The organism is Caulobacter sp. 10L414 (assembly GCF_056395525.1).
In genome coordinates, this window is sequence record NZ_JBFTJR010000054.1 from 1 (window position 1) to 16,324 (window position 16,324).

General features: G+C 68.6%; 14 protein-coding genes. 10 read left to right on the forward strand and 4 right to left on the reverse strand.

Going from position 1 to position 16,324, the window contains the following annotated elements:
* Positions 1 to 35: 35 nt before the first annotated feature.
* Together AC1DCG_RS19225 and AC1DCG_RS19230 are read right to left on the reverse strand one after the other, a co-directional pair.
* Positions 36 to 1,166, reverse strand: a complete 1,131-nt coding sequence (locus AC1DCG_RS19225) for an alkaline phosphatase D family protein (RefSeq protein ID WP_477031227.1) — start codon at positions 1,164 to 1,166, stop codon at positions 36 to 38.
* Positions 1,167 to 1,256: 90 nt separating this feature from the next.
* A complete protein-coding gene (locus AC1DCG_RS19230; RefSeq protein ID WP_477037128.1) occupies positions 1,257 to 3,542 on the reverse strand; it encodes a TonB-dependent receptor in 2,286 nt (761 codons plus the stop codon).
* Between the two features lie 220 nt (positions 3,543 to 3,762).
* Between AC1DCG_RS19230 and ettA the strand changes: the two genes are divergently transcribed.
* Entirely contained in the window at positions 3,763 to 5,430 is a 1,668-nt protein-coding gene (ettA, locus tag AC1DCG_RS19235; RefSeq protein WP_165262777.1) for an energy-dependent translational throttle protein EttA, read from the forward strand.
* Positions 5,431 to 5,503: 73 nt separating this feature from the next.
* Here ettA and AC1DCG_RS19240 read toward each other — a convergent pair whose 3' ends face one another.
* Positions 5,504 to 5,944, reverse strand: a complete 441-nt coding sequence (locus tag AC1DCG_RS19240) for a hypothetical protein (protein WP_477031229.1) — start codon at positions 5,942 to 5,944, stop codon at positions 5,504 to 5,506.
* Between the two features lie 254 nt (positions 5,945 to 6,198).
* Between AC1DCG_RS19240 and AC1DCG_RS19245 the strand changes: the two genes are divergently transcribed.
* From AC1DCG_RS19245 to metH, 9 genes are all read left to right on the forward strand, one after another.
* Entirely contained in the window at positions 6,199 to 7,158 is a 960-nt protein-coding gene (locus AC1DCG_RS19245) for a 2-hydroxyacid dehydrogenase (protein ID WP_165262773.1), read from the forward strand.
* A 35-nt stretch (positions 7,159 to 7,193) separates the two neighbouring features.
* Positions 7,194 to 7,559, forward strand: coding sequence for a VOC family protein (locus tag AC1DCG_RS19250; RefSeq protein WP_165262771.1), 366 nt, complete (start codon positions 7,194 to 7,196; stop codon positions 7,557 to 7,559).
* A 147-nt stretch (positions 7,560 to 7,706) separates the two neighbouring features.
* Positions 7,707 to 8,684, forward strand: a complete 978-nt coding sequence (locus AC1DCG_RS19255; protein WP_477031230.1) for an ArsR/SmtB family transcription factor — start codon at positions 7,707 to 7,709, stop codon at positions 8,682 to 8,684.
* Positions 8,681 to 9,631, forward strand: coding sequence for a methylenetetrahydrofolate reductase [NAD(P)H] (gene metF, locus AC1DCG_RS19260; protein ID WP_165262767.1), 951 nt, complete (start codon positions 8,681 to 8,683; stop codon positions 9,629 to 9,631). The genes AC1DCG_RS19255 and metF overlap by 4 nt, the downstream gene beginning before the upstream one ends.
* Entirely contained in the window at positions 9,628 to 10,488 is an 861-nt protein-coding gene (gene blaCAU, locus AC1DCG_RS19265) for a CAU/MBL1b family subclass B3 metallo-beta-lactamase (protein ID WP_477031231.1), read from the forward strand. Before metF ends, blaCAU begins: the two co-directional genes overlap by 4 nt.
* The gene (locus AC1DCG_RS19270; RefSeq protein ID WP_477031232.1) at positions 10,485 to 11,561 is read left to right on the forward strand and encodes a homocysteine S-methyltransferase family protein; all 1,077 of its coding nucleotides are present in this window, start codon (positions 10,485 to 10,487) and stop codon (positions 11,559 to 11,561) included. Before blaCAU ends, AC1DCG_RS19270 begins: the two co-directional genes overlap by 4 nt.
* Positions 11,562 to 11,575: 14 nt before the next feature.
* Complete coding sequence (locus AC1DCG_RS19275; protein ID WP_477031233.1) at positions 11,576 to 12,580, forward strand: D-alanine--D-alanine ligase family protein; 1,005 nt, start codon at positions 11,576 to 11,578, stop codon at positions 12,578 to 12,580.
* A 2-nt stretch (positions 12,581 to 12,582) separates the two neighbouring features.
* The gene (locus AC1DCG_RS19280) at positions 12,583 to 12,984 is read left to right on the forward strand and encodes a DUF4259 domain-containing protein (RefSeq protein WP_477031234.1); all 402 of its coding nucleotides are present in this window, start codon (positions 12,583 to 12,585) and stop codon (positions 12,982 to 12,984) included.
* Positions 12,981 to 15,659: a methionine synthase gene (gene metH, locus AC1DCG_RS19285; RefSeq protein ID WP_477031235.1), complete on the forward strand. Its 2,679-nt coding sequence runs from the start codon at positions 12,981 to 12,983 to the stop codon at positions 15,657 to 15,659. Before AC1DCG_RS19280 ends, metH begins: the two co-directional genes overlap by 4 nt.
* Here the strand turns inward: metH and AC1DCG_RS19290 are convergent.
* Complete coding sequence (locus AC1DCG_RS19290; RefSeq protein WP_477031236.1) at positions 15,656 to 16,222, reverse strand: Uma2 family endonuclease; 567 nt, start codon at positions 16,220 to 16,222, stop codon at positions 15,656 to 15,658. The two genes, metH and AC1DCG_RS19290, sit on opposite strands and share 4 nt — an antisense overlap.
* Positions 16,223 to 16,324 lie beyond the last annotated feature (102 nt).

The window sequence follows — 16,324 nt, forward strand, 5'->3', positions numbered from 1 at the left end:
ACCTCCCCCAGAGGGGGAGGATTTTTGTTTCTGACTCACCCCATCTTCAGCGTTCCCGCGTCGATCGCCTGGGTGATGCGAACCTGGCCCTTCTCGTCGCGGATCTCGATCGTGACCCTGGGGGCGGGCGGGGACCAGTCGATAGTGATCAGGCCGAAGTTGCGCTCGCGCAGCACGGCCGAGGCGCGCAGGGCATTGGGCGGGGTGACCGGCCACACCTCGGTCAGGCCCGACGAGGTGACGTCCCACATCGGGTAAGGGACGTTGAGGTCCAGCCTGGAGACCTCGGCGTAGTGGGTGTCGCCGCTGACGAAGAAGAGGCGTTCGGCCCTTTGGCGGCGGATGGCTTCGAACAGCCGCTGGTGGTCGCGGGCGTAGTTGATCCAGCTTTCCCAACCGGCGAAGTCGGCCAGCACCTGCAGGCTGGAGCCGAAGATCCGCAGGTCGGCCGGCTGGGCCAGCTGGGCCTCCAGCCAGGTACACTGCGGCTCGCCGATCATGGTGGCGTCGTAGTCGGGGATGCGGTCGTAGGGGCCGGGCGTCTCCTTGCCCTGCAGGCCGCGGGCGACGGCCCAGGCCTTGTAGCCGCCCTTGAAGGTTTTCTCGGCCAGGGGCGTGCGGTTCCAGCGCAGGTCGGGCAGCAGGATCTGCACCCGGCGCCCCTCGGGGCCGAAGACGTAGGCGGCGTAGACGCCGTCGCGCGTGCGACGCGGCGAGTTCGAGGGGTCGCCCCAGAAGTCGCAGAACTGGCGGCGGCTCTCGGCCTTCATCGGATAGTCGCCGCCGGCGTCGTTCTCGCCGAAGTCGTGGTCGTCCCAGATGGCGACGACGGGGATCTCGTCGCGCAGCCGTTTGAAGTGCGGCTTGGCGGCCAGCATGGCGTACTTGGCGGCCATCACCTTGGGATCGCGGGTGTCGGCGTAGATGTTGTCGCCGAGGAACATGAAGAGGTCGGGCTTGGTCGCGAAGATCGCTTCCCAGATCGGCTGGTCCTTGTCCTGCTTGGCGCAGGAGCCGAAGGCGATGCGGGTCAGCGGCTTGTCGAGGGCGGGGTGGGGCGCGTCGACGACAGCCTGGGCGGCCTGGGCGGCCTGGGCGGCGGCAGGCGCGACGGCCAGGGCGGCGGCCGACAGGCCGAGCGCCGAGCGGCGGGAGAGATCGGTCACGGGCGTTTCCCCTAGGCTCTTTAGGCGAAGCTTGAACGAAACGCGGCCGGGAGTCGCCTCCCGGCCGCGCGGTCTGGACTGGAAGAGGGCCTAGAACGCCTTCTTGATCGTCACGAAGCCCTGGCGCGGCGGGGCCGGCAGCAGGGTCATGGTCGTGCCGGCGGTGTCGCGGTTGACGAAGCCGCCCGAGCCGACGGTCGAGATGTAGTCCTCGTCGGTCAGGTTGGTGATGTTGGCCTGGATCTCCAGGCCCTTGCTCCAGCCCTCGCCGTCGAAGCGGTAGCCGAGGGTCAGGTCGGCCACGGTGTAGCCGTCGACCTCGCCGCCGACGTTCTCGTAGGTGTAGTAGCGCTCGCCGGTGTAGCTGACGCCGAGGCGGGCGAAGAAGCCGCCCTGCTCGAACTTCACCTCGCCCTTGAACAGGTTCTTGGGCGTGTTGACGACGGTCTTGCCAGCCGTGCGGGCGGCGATGGTGCCGTCGCCGTTGGTGACGTCGTCCTCGTATTCGGAGGTGTTGTAGGTGTACGAGCCGTAGACCGACCAGGCGTCGGTCAGGCGGTACTCGCCGGCCAGCTCCACGCCCCGGGTCTTCACCGAGCCGACGTTCGACAGCACGGCGGGCAGGCCCAGGATCGGCGAGGCGGTCGAGGCGCTGAGCAGGCGGTTCTCGAAGGTCACGTCATAGACCGCGGCCACGCCCTGGAACGCGCCGTTGCGATAGCGGACGCCGCCCTCCCAGGTCTTGGAGCTTTCCGGCTCCAGGGTCTTGGCGACGTAGTCGACCACCGTCTGGCTCTGCGAGGCGAACGGACCGGCGGTGGCGGCCGAGACGTAGGCGGCCATGTTCTCGGTGTAGCCGCCGAACAGCTCCAGGCCGTTGCCGAAGGCGTAGACCGCGCCGACCTGCGGCAGGAAGCTTTCCTCGCTCTTGATCGTGCCCGACAGCGGGTTGCCGACCACGGTCTCGACGCTGTTCTCGACCTTGATGGCCTTGAAGCCGAAGTTGATCTTCAGGGCGTCGGTCACGGCCCAGCTGTCTTCGATGTAGCCGGTCAGGGTCTCGGTCTTGAACCGGTACTGCCATTGGGTGGCGAACGGGTTCTGCTGGAAGTCGAGCGGATCGCGCGACGGACGCGAGACGGTCTCGGCGTAGAAGCGGCGGGCCTGGTTGAAGTGGTTGGTCTCGGTCCAGAAGCCGCCGCTCAGCTTGTGGGCGCCCAGGTCGACCGAGAGGCTGGCGATCAGGCCGCCGCGGTCGATGTCGTATTCGGTGGTGCGGATCGACAGCGGGGCGGCGTCCGAACCGGCCGTGCCGAAGCCCGGGCTGGCCAGGTAGGGCGTGTACCACAGGCCCTGGCCCTTGTTCTTGTGCTGGTAGGCGGTGGCCTTGAAGTCGACGCGGTCGCCGAACGGCAGGGCCAGGATCGCGCCGTAGAGGTCGTCGTCACGCACGCCGGCGCCGGCGTAGTAGGCGTCGTCGACCGTGGCGAACGGGGCGGGCAGGGCCGTGCCGGTCTGGTAGGCGCGCGCCGCGGCGATCGCCAGGTTCCAGTTGGGGATCAGGTTGTCCCAGTCGCGGCCGAGACGCTTGATCATCTCGAACGACATATCCTGGTAGTCCTGCTCGCGGCGCTCCGAGCGGGTGTAGAAGCCGGTCAGCGAGCCTTCGCCGATCGGCAGGACGGCCTTGGCGTCGTACTGGCGCTGCTTCTGCTCGCTGCCGCCCTTCCACTTGTCGGTCTTCTGGTCGGCGACCGAGAAGAAGGCGCGCAGGCCGCCGATCTGGTCGATGGCGCCGGTCTCGAAGCGGGCGAACACGCGGTGCATGTTCTGCGAGCCGCCGGTCAGGTTCAGCTGGCCGCTCATCTTTTCGGACGGATCGCGCGAATAGAACTGCAGCGTGCCGCCGAGGTTCGAGGTCGAGGCGGTGCCCAGCGAACCGGCGCCCTGGGCCAGTTCGACCCGGCCGATGTTCTCGCTGGCGATGGCGCGGCTGATGTGCAGGCCGTTGTGGTTGCCGTAGCTCATGTCGCCCAGCGGCACGCCGTCGCGGGTGAAGCCCAGCTGGTTCTGGTTGAAGCCGCGGATCGACAGGCTGGTCGACCATTCGTAGGCGCCGAACGGGTCGGCCGACTGGAACGAGACGCCCGGCAGCTTGTCGATGGCCTTCAGCGGGCTCGTGCCGGCGGCCTGGGCGGCGATGCTGTCCTCGTTGAGGATCTGGACCTGGCGGCTCTGGCCCTGGCCGATGACGATGACCGCCTCGACCTCGGCGGCGGCGGACGCCGGTTCGGGCGCGGGGGTCTCGGCGGCCAGCACGGGCGCGGCGAAGAGAAGGGCGCCTAGGGCGGCGCTGAGCAGGAGGGCGGACTTCATCTGAACTATCCCCTAGTGCGCCGGGGGCGGGGAGGCCGCCGGGGCGCGTCTGGGGCTGTTCGCCTAACGTGGATCGGCGACGGGGCTGCGACGGTTATTTGTCGCCTGGTCGACAGTCCGGCGACGAACGTGTGAAGGGGCCGAGATTGCGCAAACCGGCCCCAGCCGCTATTTGAGCGGCCGATCCCCGCACCCCGACCCGAGAGACGAAAAGCCCCTCATGGCGCAGCAATACATTTTCCAGATGCAGGGCCTGACCAAGGCCTATCCCGGCGGCAAGAAGGTCTTCGAGAACATCTGGCTGTCGTTCTATTCCGACGCCAAGATCGGCGTGGTCGGCGTCAACGGCTCGGGTAAGTCGACCCTGCTGAAGGTGATGGCCGGCCTGGACAAGGAATTTTCCGGCGAGGCCAAGGCCGCCGACGGCGTCAAGCGCGGCTACCTCCCGCAGGAGCCGCAGCTGGACCCGACGCTCGACGTCTGGGGCAACGTGATCGCCGACTGCGAGGACAAGAAGGTCTTCGACAAGTACAACGCCTTGGCCGCCCAGCTCGGTGAGGAATACACCGACGAGCTGATGGAGGAGATGACCAAGCTCCAGGAGATCATCGACGCCAAGGATCTGTGGGACATCGATTCCAAGATCGAGATGGCGATCGACGCCCTGCGCTGCCCGCCCAACGACAGCAACATCGAGAGCCTGTCGGGTGGTGAAAAGCGCCGCATCGCCCTGGCCCGCCTGCTGCTCAGCAAGCCCGACATGCTGCTGCTCGACGAACCGACCAACCACCTGGACGCCGAGTCGGTGGCCTGGCTGCAGCACCACCTGGAAGAGTTCCCGGGCTGCGTGATCCTGGTCACCCACGACCGCTACTTCCTGGATCAGGTCACCAAGTGGACCCTGGAGCTGGATCGCGGCAAGGGCATCCCCTACGAGGGCAACTACTCGGGCTGGCTCGAGCAGAAGCAGAAGCGCGTCGTCCAGGAGCAGTCGGAATCGGAAGCCCGCCAGCGCGCGCTCACCCGCGAACTGGAATGGGTCCGCAGCTCGCCCAAGGCCCGTCAGTCCAAGTCGAAGGCCCGCCTGGCCTCGTACGAGGAAATGGTCGCCGCGCAGGAGAACGCCCGCGCCGCCCAGACCCAGGCCCACATCCAGATCCCGCCCGGCCCGCGCCTCGGCAACGTCGTTCTCGAGGTTAACGGCCTGGAGAAGGAGTACGGCGACAAGGTGCTGTTCAAGGACCTGTCGTTCCGCCTGCCGCCGAACGGCATCGTCGGCGTCATCGGCCCCAACGGCGCCGGCAAGTCGACCCTGTTCAAGCTGATCACCGGCCGCGAGCAGCCCGACCAGGGCACCATCAAGGTCGGCGAGACCGTGAAGCTGGCCTATGTCGACCAGTCGCGCGACGCGCTGGACCCGAACAAGACGGTCTGGGAAGAAGTCAGCGGCGGCACCGACGTGATGGTCGTCGGCAAGCGCGAGATCAACAGCCGCGCCTATGTCGGCAGCTTCAACTTCAAGGGCGGCGACCAGCAGAAGAAGGTCGGCCTGCTGTCGGGCGGTGAGCGCAACCGCGTCCACCTGGCCAAGACCCTGGCCACCGGCGGCAACCTGATCCTGCTCGACGAACCGACCAACGACCTGGACATCGAAACCCTGCAGGCCCTGGAAGAGGCGCTCGAAGAGTTCGCCGGCTGCGCCGTGGTCATCAGCCACGATCGCTGGTTCCTGGACCGCCTGGCCACGCACATCCTGGCCTTCGAGGGCGACAGCCACGTCGAATGGTTCGAAGGCAACTTCGAGATGTACGAGGAAGACAAGAAGCGCCGCCTGGGCGCCGACAGCCTGATCCCCAAGCGGATCAAGTTCCAGAAGTTCGCCCGCTAAGCGCGGCGGCCGAAGGTCGAAAACAGATAGAGAGGGGCGGCTCCATCGGGGCCGCCCCTTTTTTCTTGCGCGCCTACTTGGGTTCCTTGGGCGGCATGTTCGGATCCGAGCCGGGCAGGTTGGAGCCCGGATCGGGGGCCATCATGTCGTCGGGCGGGGTGTTGGTCGGCGGCGTCGTCGGCATCGAGGGCGGGGCGTCGGCGCTGGGCGGATTGACCGCCGTGCTGGCCGCCGCGTCGCCGGACATCGCGCCGTTCATCGTGGCGGGCGGCAGGGTGGCGGAGGTGTCGGCCGCGGCGCCGGTCGCCGCCTCGCCGGCCCACCAGTCCTTGGTGGCGCGCTGCTTGGGCGAGGCCTTGGAATAGGCTTCCAGCTGGCCATACGGGATCGGCTGCTTGGGCGAGGCCACGGCGGCCGAGGCCTTGATCTTCGGGTTCGCGACGGCCGCGCCCGACACGGCGCCGGAGGCGATCAGGGCGAGCGTTGCGCCCGCCAGGAGGGTTTTCGTGAACATGGGAGCTCTCCCTAAAGCGCCGTTCTCGGCGCCAGTCGATAAAACCCCTTCGCGGTCAAGGCGTTCACAGCTTCGCCGCGCACGGAACCGCCGGCGACCATGGCGGGTTGAGAGCGGCGCTTCAGATGTTCGTGCGTCGCGTGTTGAGTGCTGGCGCGCGGGCGTCAGAGGAGTAGCCTGTCCCAGCCAAGAACGATCGTCCCGCGGATCGGCGGCGGAGATAGTCCGCCGCGCGCCGGGACTGGAGAAGCCGTATGTCGCAGACCCCCGTCGTGAAGCCCCACATCGTCCTTTCGCACGAGATGCTGCTGCCGATGCAGCCGCTGCTGGAAGGCGCCTACGAGGTGCATCGCCTGTGGGACTATCCCGATCGCCTGGCCTTCCTGGAGGGGCCGGGCAAGCAGGTGCAGGCCATCGTCCACGCCGGCGAGATGGTGCTGCCGCGCGACCTGCTGTCGGAAATGCCGCGCCTGGGCCTGATCGCCTGCGTCAGCGCCGGCTATGACGGCGTCGACGTGCCCTGGTGCCGGGCCCACGGCCTGGCGGTCACCCATTCGGTGGGGCTGAACGCCGGCGACGTGGCCGACCACGCCCTGGGCCTGCTGCTGAGCGCCTGGCGCGGCATCGCCGAGGGCGACCGCCGGGTGCGGGCCGGCCGCTGGACCTCGATGGACCGCATGGGCGCGCGCCACGGCCTGCGCGGCCGCAAGGCCGGGATCATCGGCCTTGGCCATATCGGCGAGGCCGTCGCCCGTCGTCTGGAGGCCTTCGACGTCAAGGTCGCCTGGTGGGGCCCGCGTCCCAAGGAGGCCGCCTGGCCGCGCGCCGAGAACCTGCTGGCCCTGGCCCGCGACAGCGACATCCTGGTGGTCTGCGCCCGCCCGGACGCCGCCAACCGTCACATGGTCAACGCCGGGGTCATCGACGCCCTGGGTCCGCACGGCCTGCTGGTCAACGTGTCGCGCGGGTCGCTGGTCGACGAGGAGGCCCTGGTCGCCGCGCTGAAGGACGGACGCCTGGGCATGGCCGCCCTGGACGTCTTCGAGCAGGAGCCGACGCCCCCGGCGCGCTGGGCCGATGTGCCCCACACCGTGCTGACGCCGCACATGGCGGGCGCGACGCTCGACAGCATTCCGGCCATGGTCAACCTGACCCTGGAGAACCTGCGCCGCTATTTCCACGGCGAGCCTCTGGCCAGCCCCGTGGCGGCCTGACAGGGTCGGCGCCTGGAAAGAGGGAAGGGGATCGCATGGCCAAGGTGCTGGGTCTGGGCGGGGTGTTCTTCAAGGCCGAGGACCCCAAGGGCCTGGCCGCGTGGTACGCCCGGGTGCTGGGGATCAAGGTCGAGGACTGGGGCGGGGCGATGTTTCCGCATCCCAAGGTCGGCATGACCAACTGGTCGCCGTTCCCCGCCGACACCCGCTATTTCGAGCCTTCGACCGCGCCGTTCATGATCAACCTGATCGTCGACGACATCGACGGCGTGCTGGCCAAGGCTGCCGCCGAGGGCGTCGAGCCGACGGGGCGGCAGGACGAGGAGTACGGGCGCTTCGCCTGGCTGGTCGATCCGGCGGGCTTCAAGGTCGAGCTCTGGCAGCCGGCCGCCGAAGGCTGAACTGGGCGAGATTGGAAGATTTATCCCCGATCATGGCGCGGTGGTCGCGCCAAGGGGCTTTTTGATCTCCGGCCGGCGGGATAAGGAGCGTCCCGTCGGCGCAGAATTCGCTTGCCAAATCGGACATAAAGATATCTTTATATCCCTATGGCGCTAGCGAGCGAACAGGTTGTCGACGTACTTCGGGCGGCGGGCGAAAGCACCCGTCTGCGCATCCTCGCGCTGCTGGCCGTCGAGGAGCTTTCGGTGCTCGAGCTGTGCCGGATACTCGACCAGAGCCAGCCGCGCGTTTCCCGCCATCTGAAGCTTCTGGCCGAGGCCGGACTGGTCGAGCGTTTTCCCGACGGGGCCTGGGTGTTCTATCGCCTGGCCGGCACGTCCGGCGGCGGGGCGGTGGTCGCCGCGGCCCTGGCGCTGATCCAGGCCGACGACGCGATCGTGCGGGGCGACGCCAGCCAACTGGCCGCCGTGCGCGCCGAGCGGTCGGCCGGCGCCCAGGCCTATTTCGCCCGCAACGCCGCGCGCTGGAACGAGATCCGCTCGCTCTATGTCGACGAGAAGGAGGTCGAGGCGGCCATCCTGCGCGCGACCGGCGAGGGTCCGTTCGACGAGATGGTCGACCTGGGCGCGGGCGCCGGCCGCATGCTGACCTTGCTGGGCGGCCGGGCGGTGAACGCGCTGGGCCTGGACCTGTCGCAGCAGATGCTGAACATCGCCCGCGACGAGGTGGCCAAGGCCGGGCTGACGGCCTGCGAGCTGCGCCACGGCGACATCTTCGACACCGGCCTGCCGGGGGGCGGCGCCGACCTCGTCACCGTCCACCAGGTGCTGCACTATCTGGGCGACCCCGCCGCGGCCGTGACCGAGGCCGCGCGCCTGGTGGCCCCCGGCGGCCTGCTGCTGATCGCCGACTTCGCCCCGCACGACCACGAGTTCCTGCGCGAGGCTCACCAGCATCGCCGCCTGGGCTTCGCCGACGACGAGATCCTGCCCTGGATCGAGGCCGGCGGTCTCGTGCCCGAAACCAACATCGCCCTGCCGCCGACCACGGCCGAGGGGCTGACCGTCAAGATCTGGACCGCCCGTCGACCCGGCGCGGCCCTGGCCGAAAGGACCGCCGCATGACCCTGCCGCCCACCCGCCGCGTGATCGGGCCGGTGGCCCGCGCCGGCGAACGCCCCGTCGGCGCCGCCCGGCCGCGCGTGTCGTTCGAGTTCTTCCCGCCCAAGACCGAGAAGATGGAAGCCAGCCTGTGGGAGGCGATCACGCGCCTCGCCCCGCTGGACCCGGCCTTCGTGTCGGTGACCTACGGCGCCGGCGGCTCGACCCGTGAGCGCACCCACCGCACGGTCAAGCGCATCCTCGACGAGACCTCGCTGAAGCCGGCCGCCCACCTGACCTGCGTCGGCGCCAGCCGCGCCGAGGTCGACGAGGTGATCCACGACTACTGGAACATCGGCGTGCGCCACATCGTGTCGCTGCGGGGCGACCCGCCTCCCGGCGAAGGCGGCATCGGCGGCGTCTACGTGCCGCGCGAGGACGGCTACAAGAACGCCACCGAACTGACGGCGGCGCTGCGCGGCATCGCGCCGTTCGAGGTGCTGGTCGGGGTCTATCCCGAAAAGCACCCCGAGAGCCCGTCGCTGGACCACGACATCGACGTGCTGAAGGCCAAGGTCGACGCCGGCGCCACCCTGGGCATCAGCCAGTTCTTCTTCGACATCGACGCCTTCCTGCGCTTCGTCGACAAGGCGCGCGCGGCGGGGATCACCATCCCGATCGTGCCGGGCATCATGCCGGTGACCAACTTCAACGGCCTCAAGACCATGTCGGCGGCCTGCCAGACCTCGGTGCCGTCGTGGCTGGCCAACCTGTTCGAGGGGCTGGACCAGGATCCGGAGACCCGCCGCCTGATCGCCTGCTCGGTGGCCGCCGAGATGTGCGCCAAGCTGCAGGAGCAGGGCTTCAACGACTTCCACTTCTACACGCTGAACCGCGCCGACCTCGTCTACGCCATCTGCCGCGTGCTGGGCGTGCGCGAGAGCGCGCCGGCCCAGGAGGCCGCCGCATGAGGGCGCTGGTCTTCGCCCTGGCGCTGGGCCTTGCCTCGACGAGCGTCGTGGCCAAGGCCGACGACAACGCCAACTGGGTGCGGCCGATCAAGCCCTACCGGGTGGTCGGCAACATCTACTACGTCGGCTCCGAGGGGCTGTCGGCCTGGCTGGTCACGACGTCGGAAGGCCATGTGCTGCTCGACGGCGGGCCGTCGGCGGAAGGCGGCAAGCTGATCGAGCGCAACATCCAGTCGCTGGGCTTCAAGCTTTCCGACGTGAAGGTGCTGATCAACACCCACGCCCACTACGACCACGCCGGCGGCCTGGCCCAGCTGAAGGCCGACACCGGCGCCAAGCTGTGGGCCTCGCGCGCCGACAAGCCCGCCCTGGAGAAGGGCCAGCACTTCGGCGACAACGCCAACGGCCTGACGCCTTTTCCGGCGGTGAAGGTCGACAAGGCGTTCGGCGACGAGACCAAGCTGAAGATGGGCGGCTCGACTCTGGTCGCGCACCTGACGCCGGGCCACACCATCGGCTGCACCAGCTGGACCACCCAGGTGGTCGATCGGGGCCGGGCGCTGAACGTGACCTTCCCGTGCTCGCTGTCGGTGGCCGGCAACGTGCTGGTCGGCAACAAGACCCACAAGTCGATCGTCGCCGACTACCGGGCCAGCTTCGCGGCGCTGCGGGCGATCCCGACCGACGTGATGCTGCCCAGCCACGAGGAGCAGGGCGACCTCTTGGCCAAGCGCCAGAAGCAGTTGCGCGGCGACGCCGACGCGTTCATCGATCCGACTGAACTGGGCAAGTTCGTCGACGGCTACGAGACCCGGTTCAACCAGGAACTGGCGCGCCAGCAGGGAGCCGCCAAATGACCGACCTTTCCATTCGCGCCAACCGCGTGGCCGCCCTCAAGGCCGCCGCCAAGGAGCGCATCCTCATCCTCGACGGCTCCTGGGGCGTGATGTTCCAGAAGAAGAAGCTGGGTGAGGCCGATTACCGCGCCGAGCGCTTCGCGAACTTCGACGGCCAGATGAAGGGCAACAACGACATCCTGTGCCTGACTCGGCCCGATCTGGTGGCCGAGCTGCACGACGCCTATTTCGCGGCCGGCGCCGACATCTCCGAGACCAACACCTTCTCGGGCACCACCATCGCCCAGGCCGACTACCGGCTGGGCGAACAGGACGTGTGGGACATCAACCTGGAAGGCGCCAGGATCGGCCGCCAGGTCGCCGACCGCTGGAACGCCGAAAATCCCGAGCGTCCGAAGTTCATCGCCGGTTCGATCGGCCCGCTGAACGTCATGCTGTCGATGTCGTCGGACGTGAACGACCCGGGCGCGCGCAAGGTGACCTTCGACCAGGTCTACGAGGCCTATCGCCAGCAGGTGGACGCCCTGTACCAGGGCGGGGTCGATCTCTTCCTGATCGAGACCATCACCGACACCCTGAACTGCAAGGCCGCCATCAAGGCCATCCTCGACTGGCGCGACGAGGGCCACGAGGAGCTGCCGATCTGGATCAGCGGCACCATCACCGACCGCTCGGGCCGCACGCTGTCGGGCCAGACCGCCGAGGCGTTCTGGAACTCGATCAAGCACGCCAAGCCGTTCGCGGTGGGCTTCAACTGCGCCCTGGGCGCGGATCTGATGCGCCCGCACATCGCCGAGATGGCCCGCATCGCCGACACCTTGGTCGCGGCCTATCCCAACGCCGGCCTGCCCAACGCCATGGGCGAGTACGACGAGGAGCCGCACGAGACCGGCCACGCCCTGCACGAGTGGGCCAAGGACGGCCTCGTGAACATTCTGGGCGGCTGCTGCGGCACCACCCCCGACCACATCCGCCACGTGGCGGACGAGGTGCGCGGCGTTCAGCCGCGCGCCGTCCCGGAACGCCCCAAGGCCATGCGCCTGGCGGGCCTGGAACCCTTCGAGCTGGCCTGATCGAGTACGAGACGATGCGCACCACCATCCTTTTCGGCGGCCCCAGCCGCGAGCGTCTCGTGGCCGTGGCCAGCGCCCAGGGCCTGTCGCGGACCCTGCCTGAAGCCGACCTCTGGTTCTGGGCTCCGGACGGCTGGGTCTATGTCGCCAGCCAGGGCGTGCTTCTGGGCCATGAGCGTCCTTTCGAGCTGGACCTGCCGACCGAAGGCGCGCCCATCGGCGACATCGAGGCGGCGCTGGACGTCGCGGCCCGTGAGGACCGCGTGCTGCTGCTGAGCCTGCACGGCGGTTTCGCCGAGGACGGCGGTTTGCAGGCGCTGTGCGAAGCCAAGGGCGTGGCCTTCACCGGCTCGGGCTCAGAGGCCAGCCGCCTGGCCTTCGGCAAGATCCTGGCCAAGGAAGTCGTCGGCAGGGCGGGCGTCTCGGTTCCCGAGAGCATCTTCCTGGAGGGCGCCGAGAGCGCGCTGGCCGACTATGGCCGCCTGATCGCCAAGCCGGCCGAGGACGGTTCGAGCTATGGCCTGATCTTCGTCGACGGTCCCGCCGACCTGGCGGCCGTCGCCGAGGCGGCCAAGGAGATGCCCTACGTCATCGAGCCCTTCGTGCAGGGGCTGGAGTCGACCTGCGGCGTTCTGGAACTGGCCAATGGCGAGGTCATCGCCCTGCCGCCGGTGGAGATCCGTCCCTCGGCCGGCAAGTTCGATTACAAGTCCAAGTACCTGGCCAAGGACACGGTCGAGATCTGCCCGGCCACCTTCGCGCCGGAGATCAACGCCGCCCTGCAGGACCAGGCCCTGAAGGCCCACAAGGCGCTGGGCTGCCGCGGCTATTCGCGCTCGGACTTCATCGTCTCCGACCATGGCCTCGTCTATCTGGAGACCAACACCCTGCCGGGTCTGACGGCTTCGTCGCTGTATCCCAAGGCGCTGAAGGCGCAGGGGATCGAGTTCGGCGACTTCCTGCGCGGCCAGCTGGCCCTGGCCGAGGCGCGCGCCGGGCAAGCCGAGACGGCGGCCTGACCATGGGCGCCTGGGACAACGGACCGTTCGACAACGACGAGGCCGCCGACTTCATCGAGGATCTGGTCGAGGCGCCGGACTGGCGCACGGTGGTGCGGATCCTCGAGCACGTGACCAAGGCCGCGGGCTATCTGGAAGCGCCCGAGGGCGAGATGGCCGTGGCCGCCGCCGCCATCGTGGCGGCCTGCGTCGGCGATCTGGCCGTGCTGCCAGAAGACCAGCGCGGCCTCAAGGACGCCCTGGGCGCGCCGCCGGAAGGCCTGGTGCGCCTGGCCCGCGCGGCCCTGGCCCGGGTTGTCGCCCCGGCGTCCGAAATCGACGAACTCTGGCAGGAAGGCGACGCGCACGATGCGTGGCTGACCCACATCGCCGGCCTGCAGACCATCCTGAGCGCATCCCAATGAGACCTGTCTTCGTCAACATCGGCGAGCGGACCAACGTCACCGGTTCGGCCAAGTTCAAGAAGCTGATCGTCGAGGGCAACTTCAGCGAGGCCCTGTCGGTCGCGCGCCAGCAGGTCGAGGCCGGCGCCCAGGTCATCGACGTCAACATGGACGAGGGCCTGCTCGACAGCGAGCAGGCGATGGTCACCTTCCTGAACCTGATGGCCGCCGAGCCCGACATCGCCCGCGTGCCGGTGATGATCGACAGCTCCAAGTGGGAAGTGATCGAAGCCGGCCTCAAGTGCGTGCAGGGCAAGGCGATCGTCAACTCGATCAGCCTGAAGGAAGGCGAGGAGAAGTTCCTCCAGCAGGCCCGCCTTTGCCAGCGCTACGGCGCGGCGGTGGTGGTCATGGCCTTCGACGAGGTCGGCCAGGCCGACACCGAGGCCCGCAAGGTCGAAATCTGCCAGCGCGCCTACAACACCCTGGTCGACAAGGTGGGCTTCGCGCCGGAAGACATCATCTTCGATCCCAACATCTTCGCCGTGGCGACCGGGATCGAGGAGCACGACAACTACGCCGTCGACTTCATCGAAGCCACGCGCCGGATCAAGCAGTTGCTGCCGTTCGCCCGGGTGTCGGGCGGGGTGTCGAACGTCTCGTTCAGCTTCCGCGGCAACGAGCCGGTGCGCAGGGCGATCCACTCGGTGTTCCTGTACCACGCCATCAACGCCGGCATGGACATGGGCATCGTCAACGCCGGCGACCTGCCGGTCTACGACGATATCGACGCGACCCTGCGCGAGGCCGTCGAGGACGTGATCCTCAACCGTCCGCAGCGCGATCCGGTGCAGACCAACACCGAGCGCCTGGTCGACATGGCCCCGCGCTACAAGGGCGAGAAGGGCCAGCAGCAGGTCGCCAACCTGGCCTGGCGCGAGGGAACGGTGAACGAGCGCCTGACCCATGCCCTGGTGCACGGCATCACCGAGTTCATCGACGCCGACACCGAAGAGGCCCGCCTGGCCGCCGAGCGGCCGCTGCACGTCATCGAAGGCCCGCTGATGGACGGCATGAACGTCGTCGGCGACCTGTTCGGCGCGGGCAAGATGTTCCTGCCGCAGGTGGTCAAGTCGGCCCGCGTGATGAAGCAGGCCGTGGCCTGGCTGATGCCGTTCATGGAGGCCGAGAAGGAAGGCCAGGCGCGCAAGGCCGCCGGCAAGGTGCTGATGGCCACGGTGAAGGGCGACGTCCACGACATCGGCAAGAACATCGTCGGCGTCGTGCTGCAGTGTAACAACTACGAGGTCGTCGACCTGGGCGTGATGGTGCCCGCCGACCGCATCCTCGACGAGGCCAAGAAGCACGAGGTCGACATGATCGGCCTGTCGGGCCTGATCACCCCGTCGCTGGACGAGATGGTGTTCGTTGCCGCCGAGATGGAGCGCCAGGGCTTCAACATCCCGCTGCTGATCGGCGGAGCCACGACCAGCCGCACCCACACGGCGGTGAAGATCGAGCCGGCCTATCGCCGCGGCCCGACCACCTATGTGGTCGACGCCAGCCGGGCGGTGGGCGTGGTGTCCTCGCTGCTGTCGCCGACCGAGAAGGACCGGGTGACGGCCGATACCCGCGCCGAGTACGTCAAGGTGCGCGAGCAGTACGCCCGCGGCCAGACGGTCAAGGCCCGCACGGCCATCGGCGAGGCCCGCAAGCGCAAGTACGCCATCGACTGGAAGGGCTATACGCCGCCCAAGCCGCTGTTCACCGGCGCGCGCACCTTCGAGCCGAGCCTGGCCGAGCTGGAGCCGTTCATCGACTGGTCGCCGTTCTTCGCCAGCTGGGAGCTGATCGGCCGCTATCCGCAGATCCTGGAAGACGACGTGGTCGGCGAGGCGGCCACCGATCTCTATCGCGACGCCCGGGTCATGCTCGACAAGGTCATCGCCGAGAAGTGGTTCGGGGCCAAGGGCGTGATCGGCTTCTGGCCGGCCCAGGCGGTCGAGGACGACGTGGTGCTGTATTCGGACGAGACCCGCACGGTCGAGATCGCCCGCCTGCACACCCTGCGCCAGCAGATCGACAAGGGCCCGGGCGAGGGCAAGGCCAACCTGGCGCTGTCGGACTTCGTCGCGCCCGTGGGCGGCCCGGCCGACTATGTGGGCGGCTTCGCCGTCACCGCCGGCCATGGCGAGGACGAGATCGTCAAGCGCTTCAAGGACGCCGGCGACGACTACAGCGCCATCATGGCGTCGGCGCTCGCCGACCGCCTGGCCGAGGCCTTCGCCGAGTGGCTGCACCACAAGGCCCGGGTGGAGCTGTGGGGCTACGCGCCCGAAGAGGGCTTCGACGCCGAGCGCCTGATCGCCGAGAAGTACCAGGGCATCCGCCCCGCGCCCGGCTATCCGGCCCAGCCCGACCACACCGAGAAGGGCACGCTGTTCAGGCTGCTGGACGCCGAGGCCGCCACCGGCATGGCCCTGACCGAGAGCTTCGCCATGAGCCCCGGCGCGGCGGTGTCGGGCCTCTATTTCAGCCACCCGCAGAGCCACTATTTCGGGGTCGGCAAGATCGACTTCGACCAGGTCGAGGACTACGCCCGCCGCAAGGGCTGGGACCTGGCCACGACCGAGCGCTGGCTGTCGCCGATCCTCAACTACGACCCGCTGGCCCGGGCGCGCGGCGAGGCGGCTTAAGGCTCGAACAGCGAGGCGAGGGCGATCCGCAGGTCCTGCAGCAGCAAGGCCTGAAGATCGCCCTCGATCACCTCGATAGACCTGTAGCCGTCATCGGACGGGCGTCGGTGGATGACGGCGCGCCGGGCGACGGCGTCGATCACCCAATAGTCGGCGACGCCATGCTGGGCATAGATGCCGGCCTTGATCCCCAGGTCGTAGGCGCGAGACTCGTCGGCCACCTCGATCAGCAGGACGATGTCGGCGCCGGCCAGGCTCTGCGGCTGGAGGCGGCGCGGGTAGAGCATCAGGTCGGGTTCGACGAACAGCCGCTCAGTCAGGTAGAGGGTGGTCTCCACGCCCAGCCGCATTTCACCCGGCATCGACCGGACCAGCTGTTCGATCAGAGCGCTCTTGACGATCTCGTGGGCGTTCTTCTTGGCGGCCATGACCACGATTTCCCCGTCGATCAGCTCGATGTTCTCGTTCTCGGCAAGCACGCCGGCCTGGACCATGCGGAAGACGTCTTCCGTGGTGAACAGCCGGTGGGGCAGGTCGAGCGGGGGGCGGACCGGGGCGTTCATGCATGAAGCCTAGCATGATCGCCCGGCGAGGGCAGGCCTCTGGTCAACCGGCGTTCTTCGCGTGCATTCTCAAAGCAACGGAGGCGGGGACCTCCGATTAGC

What these genes read in the sequence shown, in the direction of transcription:
- ettA (WP_165262777.1), top strand. Translation starts at nt 3,763, where the DNA reads ATGGCGCAGCAATACATTTTCCAGATGCAGGGCCTGACCAAGGCCTAT.
- AC1DCG_RS19290 (WP_477031236.1), bottom strand. Translation starts at nt 16,222, where the DNA reads ATGAACGCCCCGGTCCGCCCCCCGCTCGACCTGCCCCACCGGCTGTTC.
- AC1DCG_RS19240 (WP_477031229.1), bottom strand. Translation starts at nt 5,944, where the DNA reads ATGTTCACGAAAACCCTCCTGGCGGGCGCAACGCTCGCCCTGATCGCC.
- AC1DCG_RS19255 (WP_477031230.1), top strand. Translation starts at nt 7,707, where the DNA reads ATGGCGCTAGCGAGCGAACAGGTTGTCGACGTACTTCGGGCGGCGGGC.
- metF (WP_165262767.1), top strand. Translation starts at nt 8,681, where the DNA reads ATGACCCTGCCGCCCACCCGCCGCGTGATCGGGCCGGTGGCCCGCGCC.
- AC1DCG_RS19250 (WP_165262771.1), top strand. Translation starts at nt 7,194, where the DNA reads ATGGCCAAGGTGCTGGGTCTGGGCGGGGTGTTCTTCAAGGCCGAGGAC.
- AC1DCG_RS19280 (WP_477031234.1), top strand. Translation starts at nt 12,583, where the DNA reads ATGGGCGCCTGGGACAACGGACCGTTCGACAACGACGAGGCCGCCGAC.
- AC1DCG_RS19270 (WP_477031232.1), top strand. Translation starts at nt 10,485, where the DNA reads ATGACCGACCTTTCCATTCGCGCCAACCGCGTGGCCGCCCTCAAGGCC.
- metH (WP_477031235.1), top strand. Translation starts at nt 12,981, where the DNA reads ATGAGACCTGTCTTCGTCAACATCGGCGAGCGGACCAACGTCACCGGT.
- AC1DCG_RS19230 (WP_477037128.1), bottom strand. Translation starts at nt 3,542, where the DNA reads ATGAAGTCCGCCCTCCTGCTCAGCGCCGCCCTAGGCGCCCTTCTCTTC.
- blaCAU (WP_477031231.1), top strand. Translation starts at nt 9,628, where the DNA reads ATGAGGGCGCTGGTCTTCGCCCTGGCGCTGGGCCTTGCCTCGACGAGC.
- AC1DCG_RS19275 (WP_477031233.1), top strand. Translation starts at nt 11,576, where the DNA reads ATGCGCACCACCATCCTTTTCGGCGGCCCCAGCCGCGAGCGTCTCGTG.
- AC1DCG_RS19245 (WP_165262773.1), top strand. Translation starts at nt 6,199, where the DNA reads ATGTCGCAGACCCCCGTCGTGAAGCCCCACATCGTCCTTTCGCACGAG.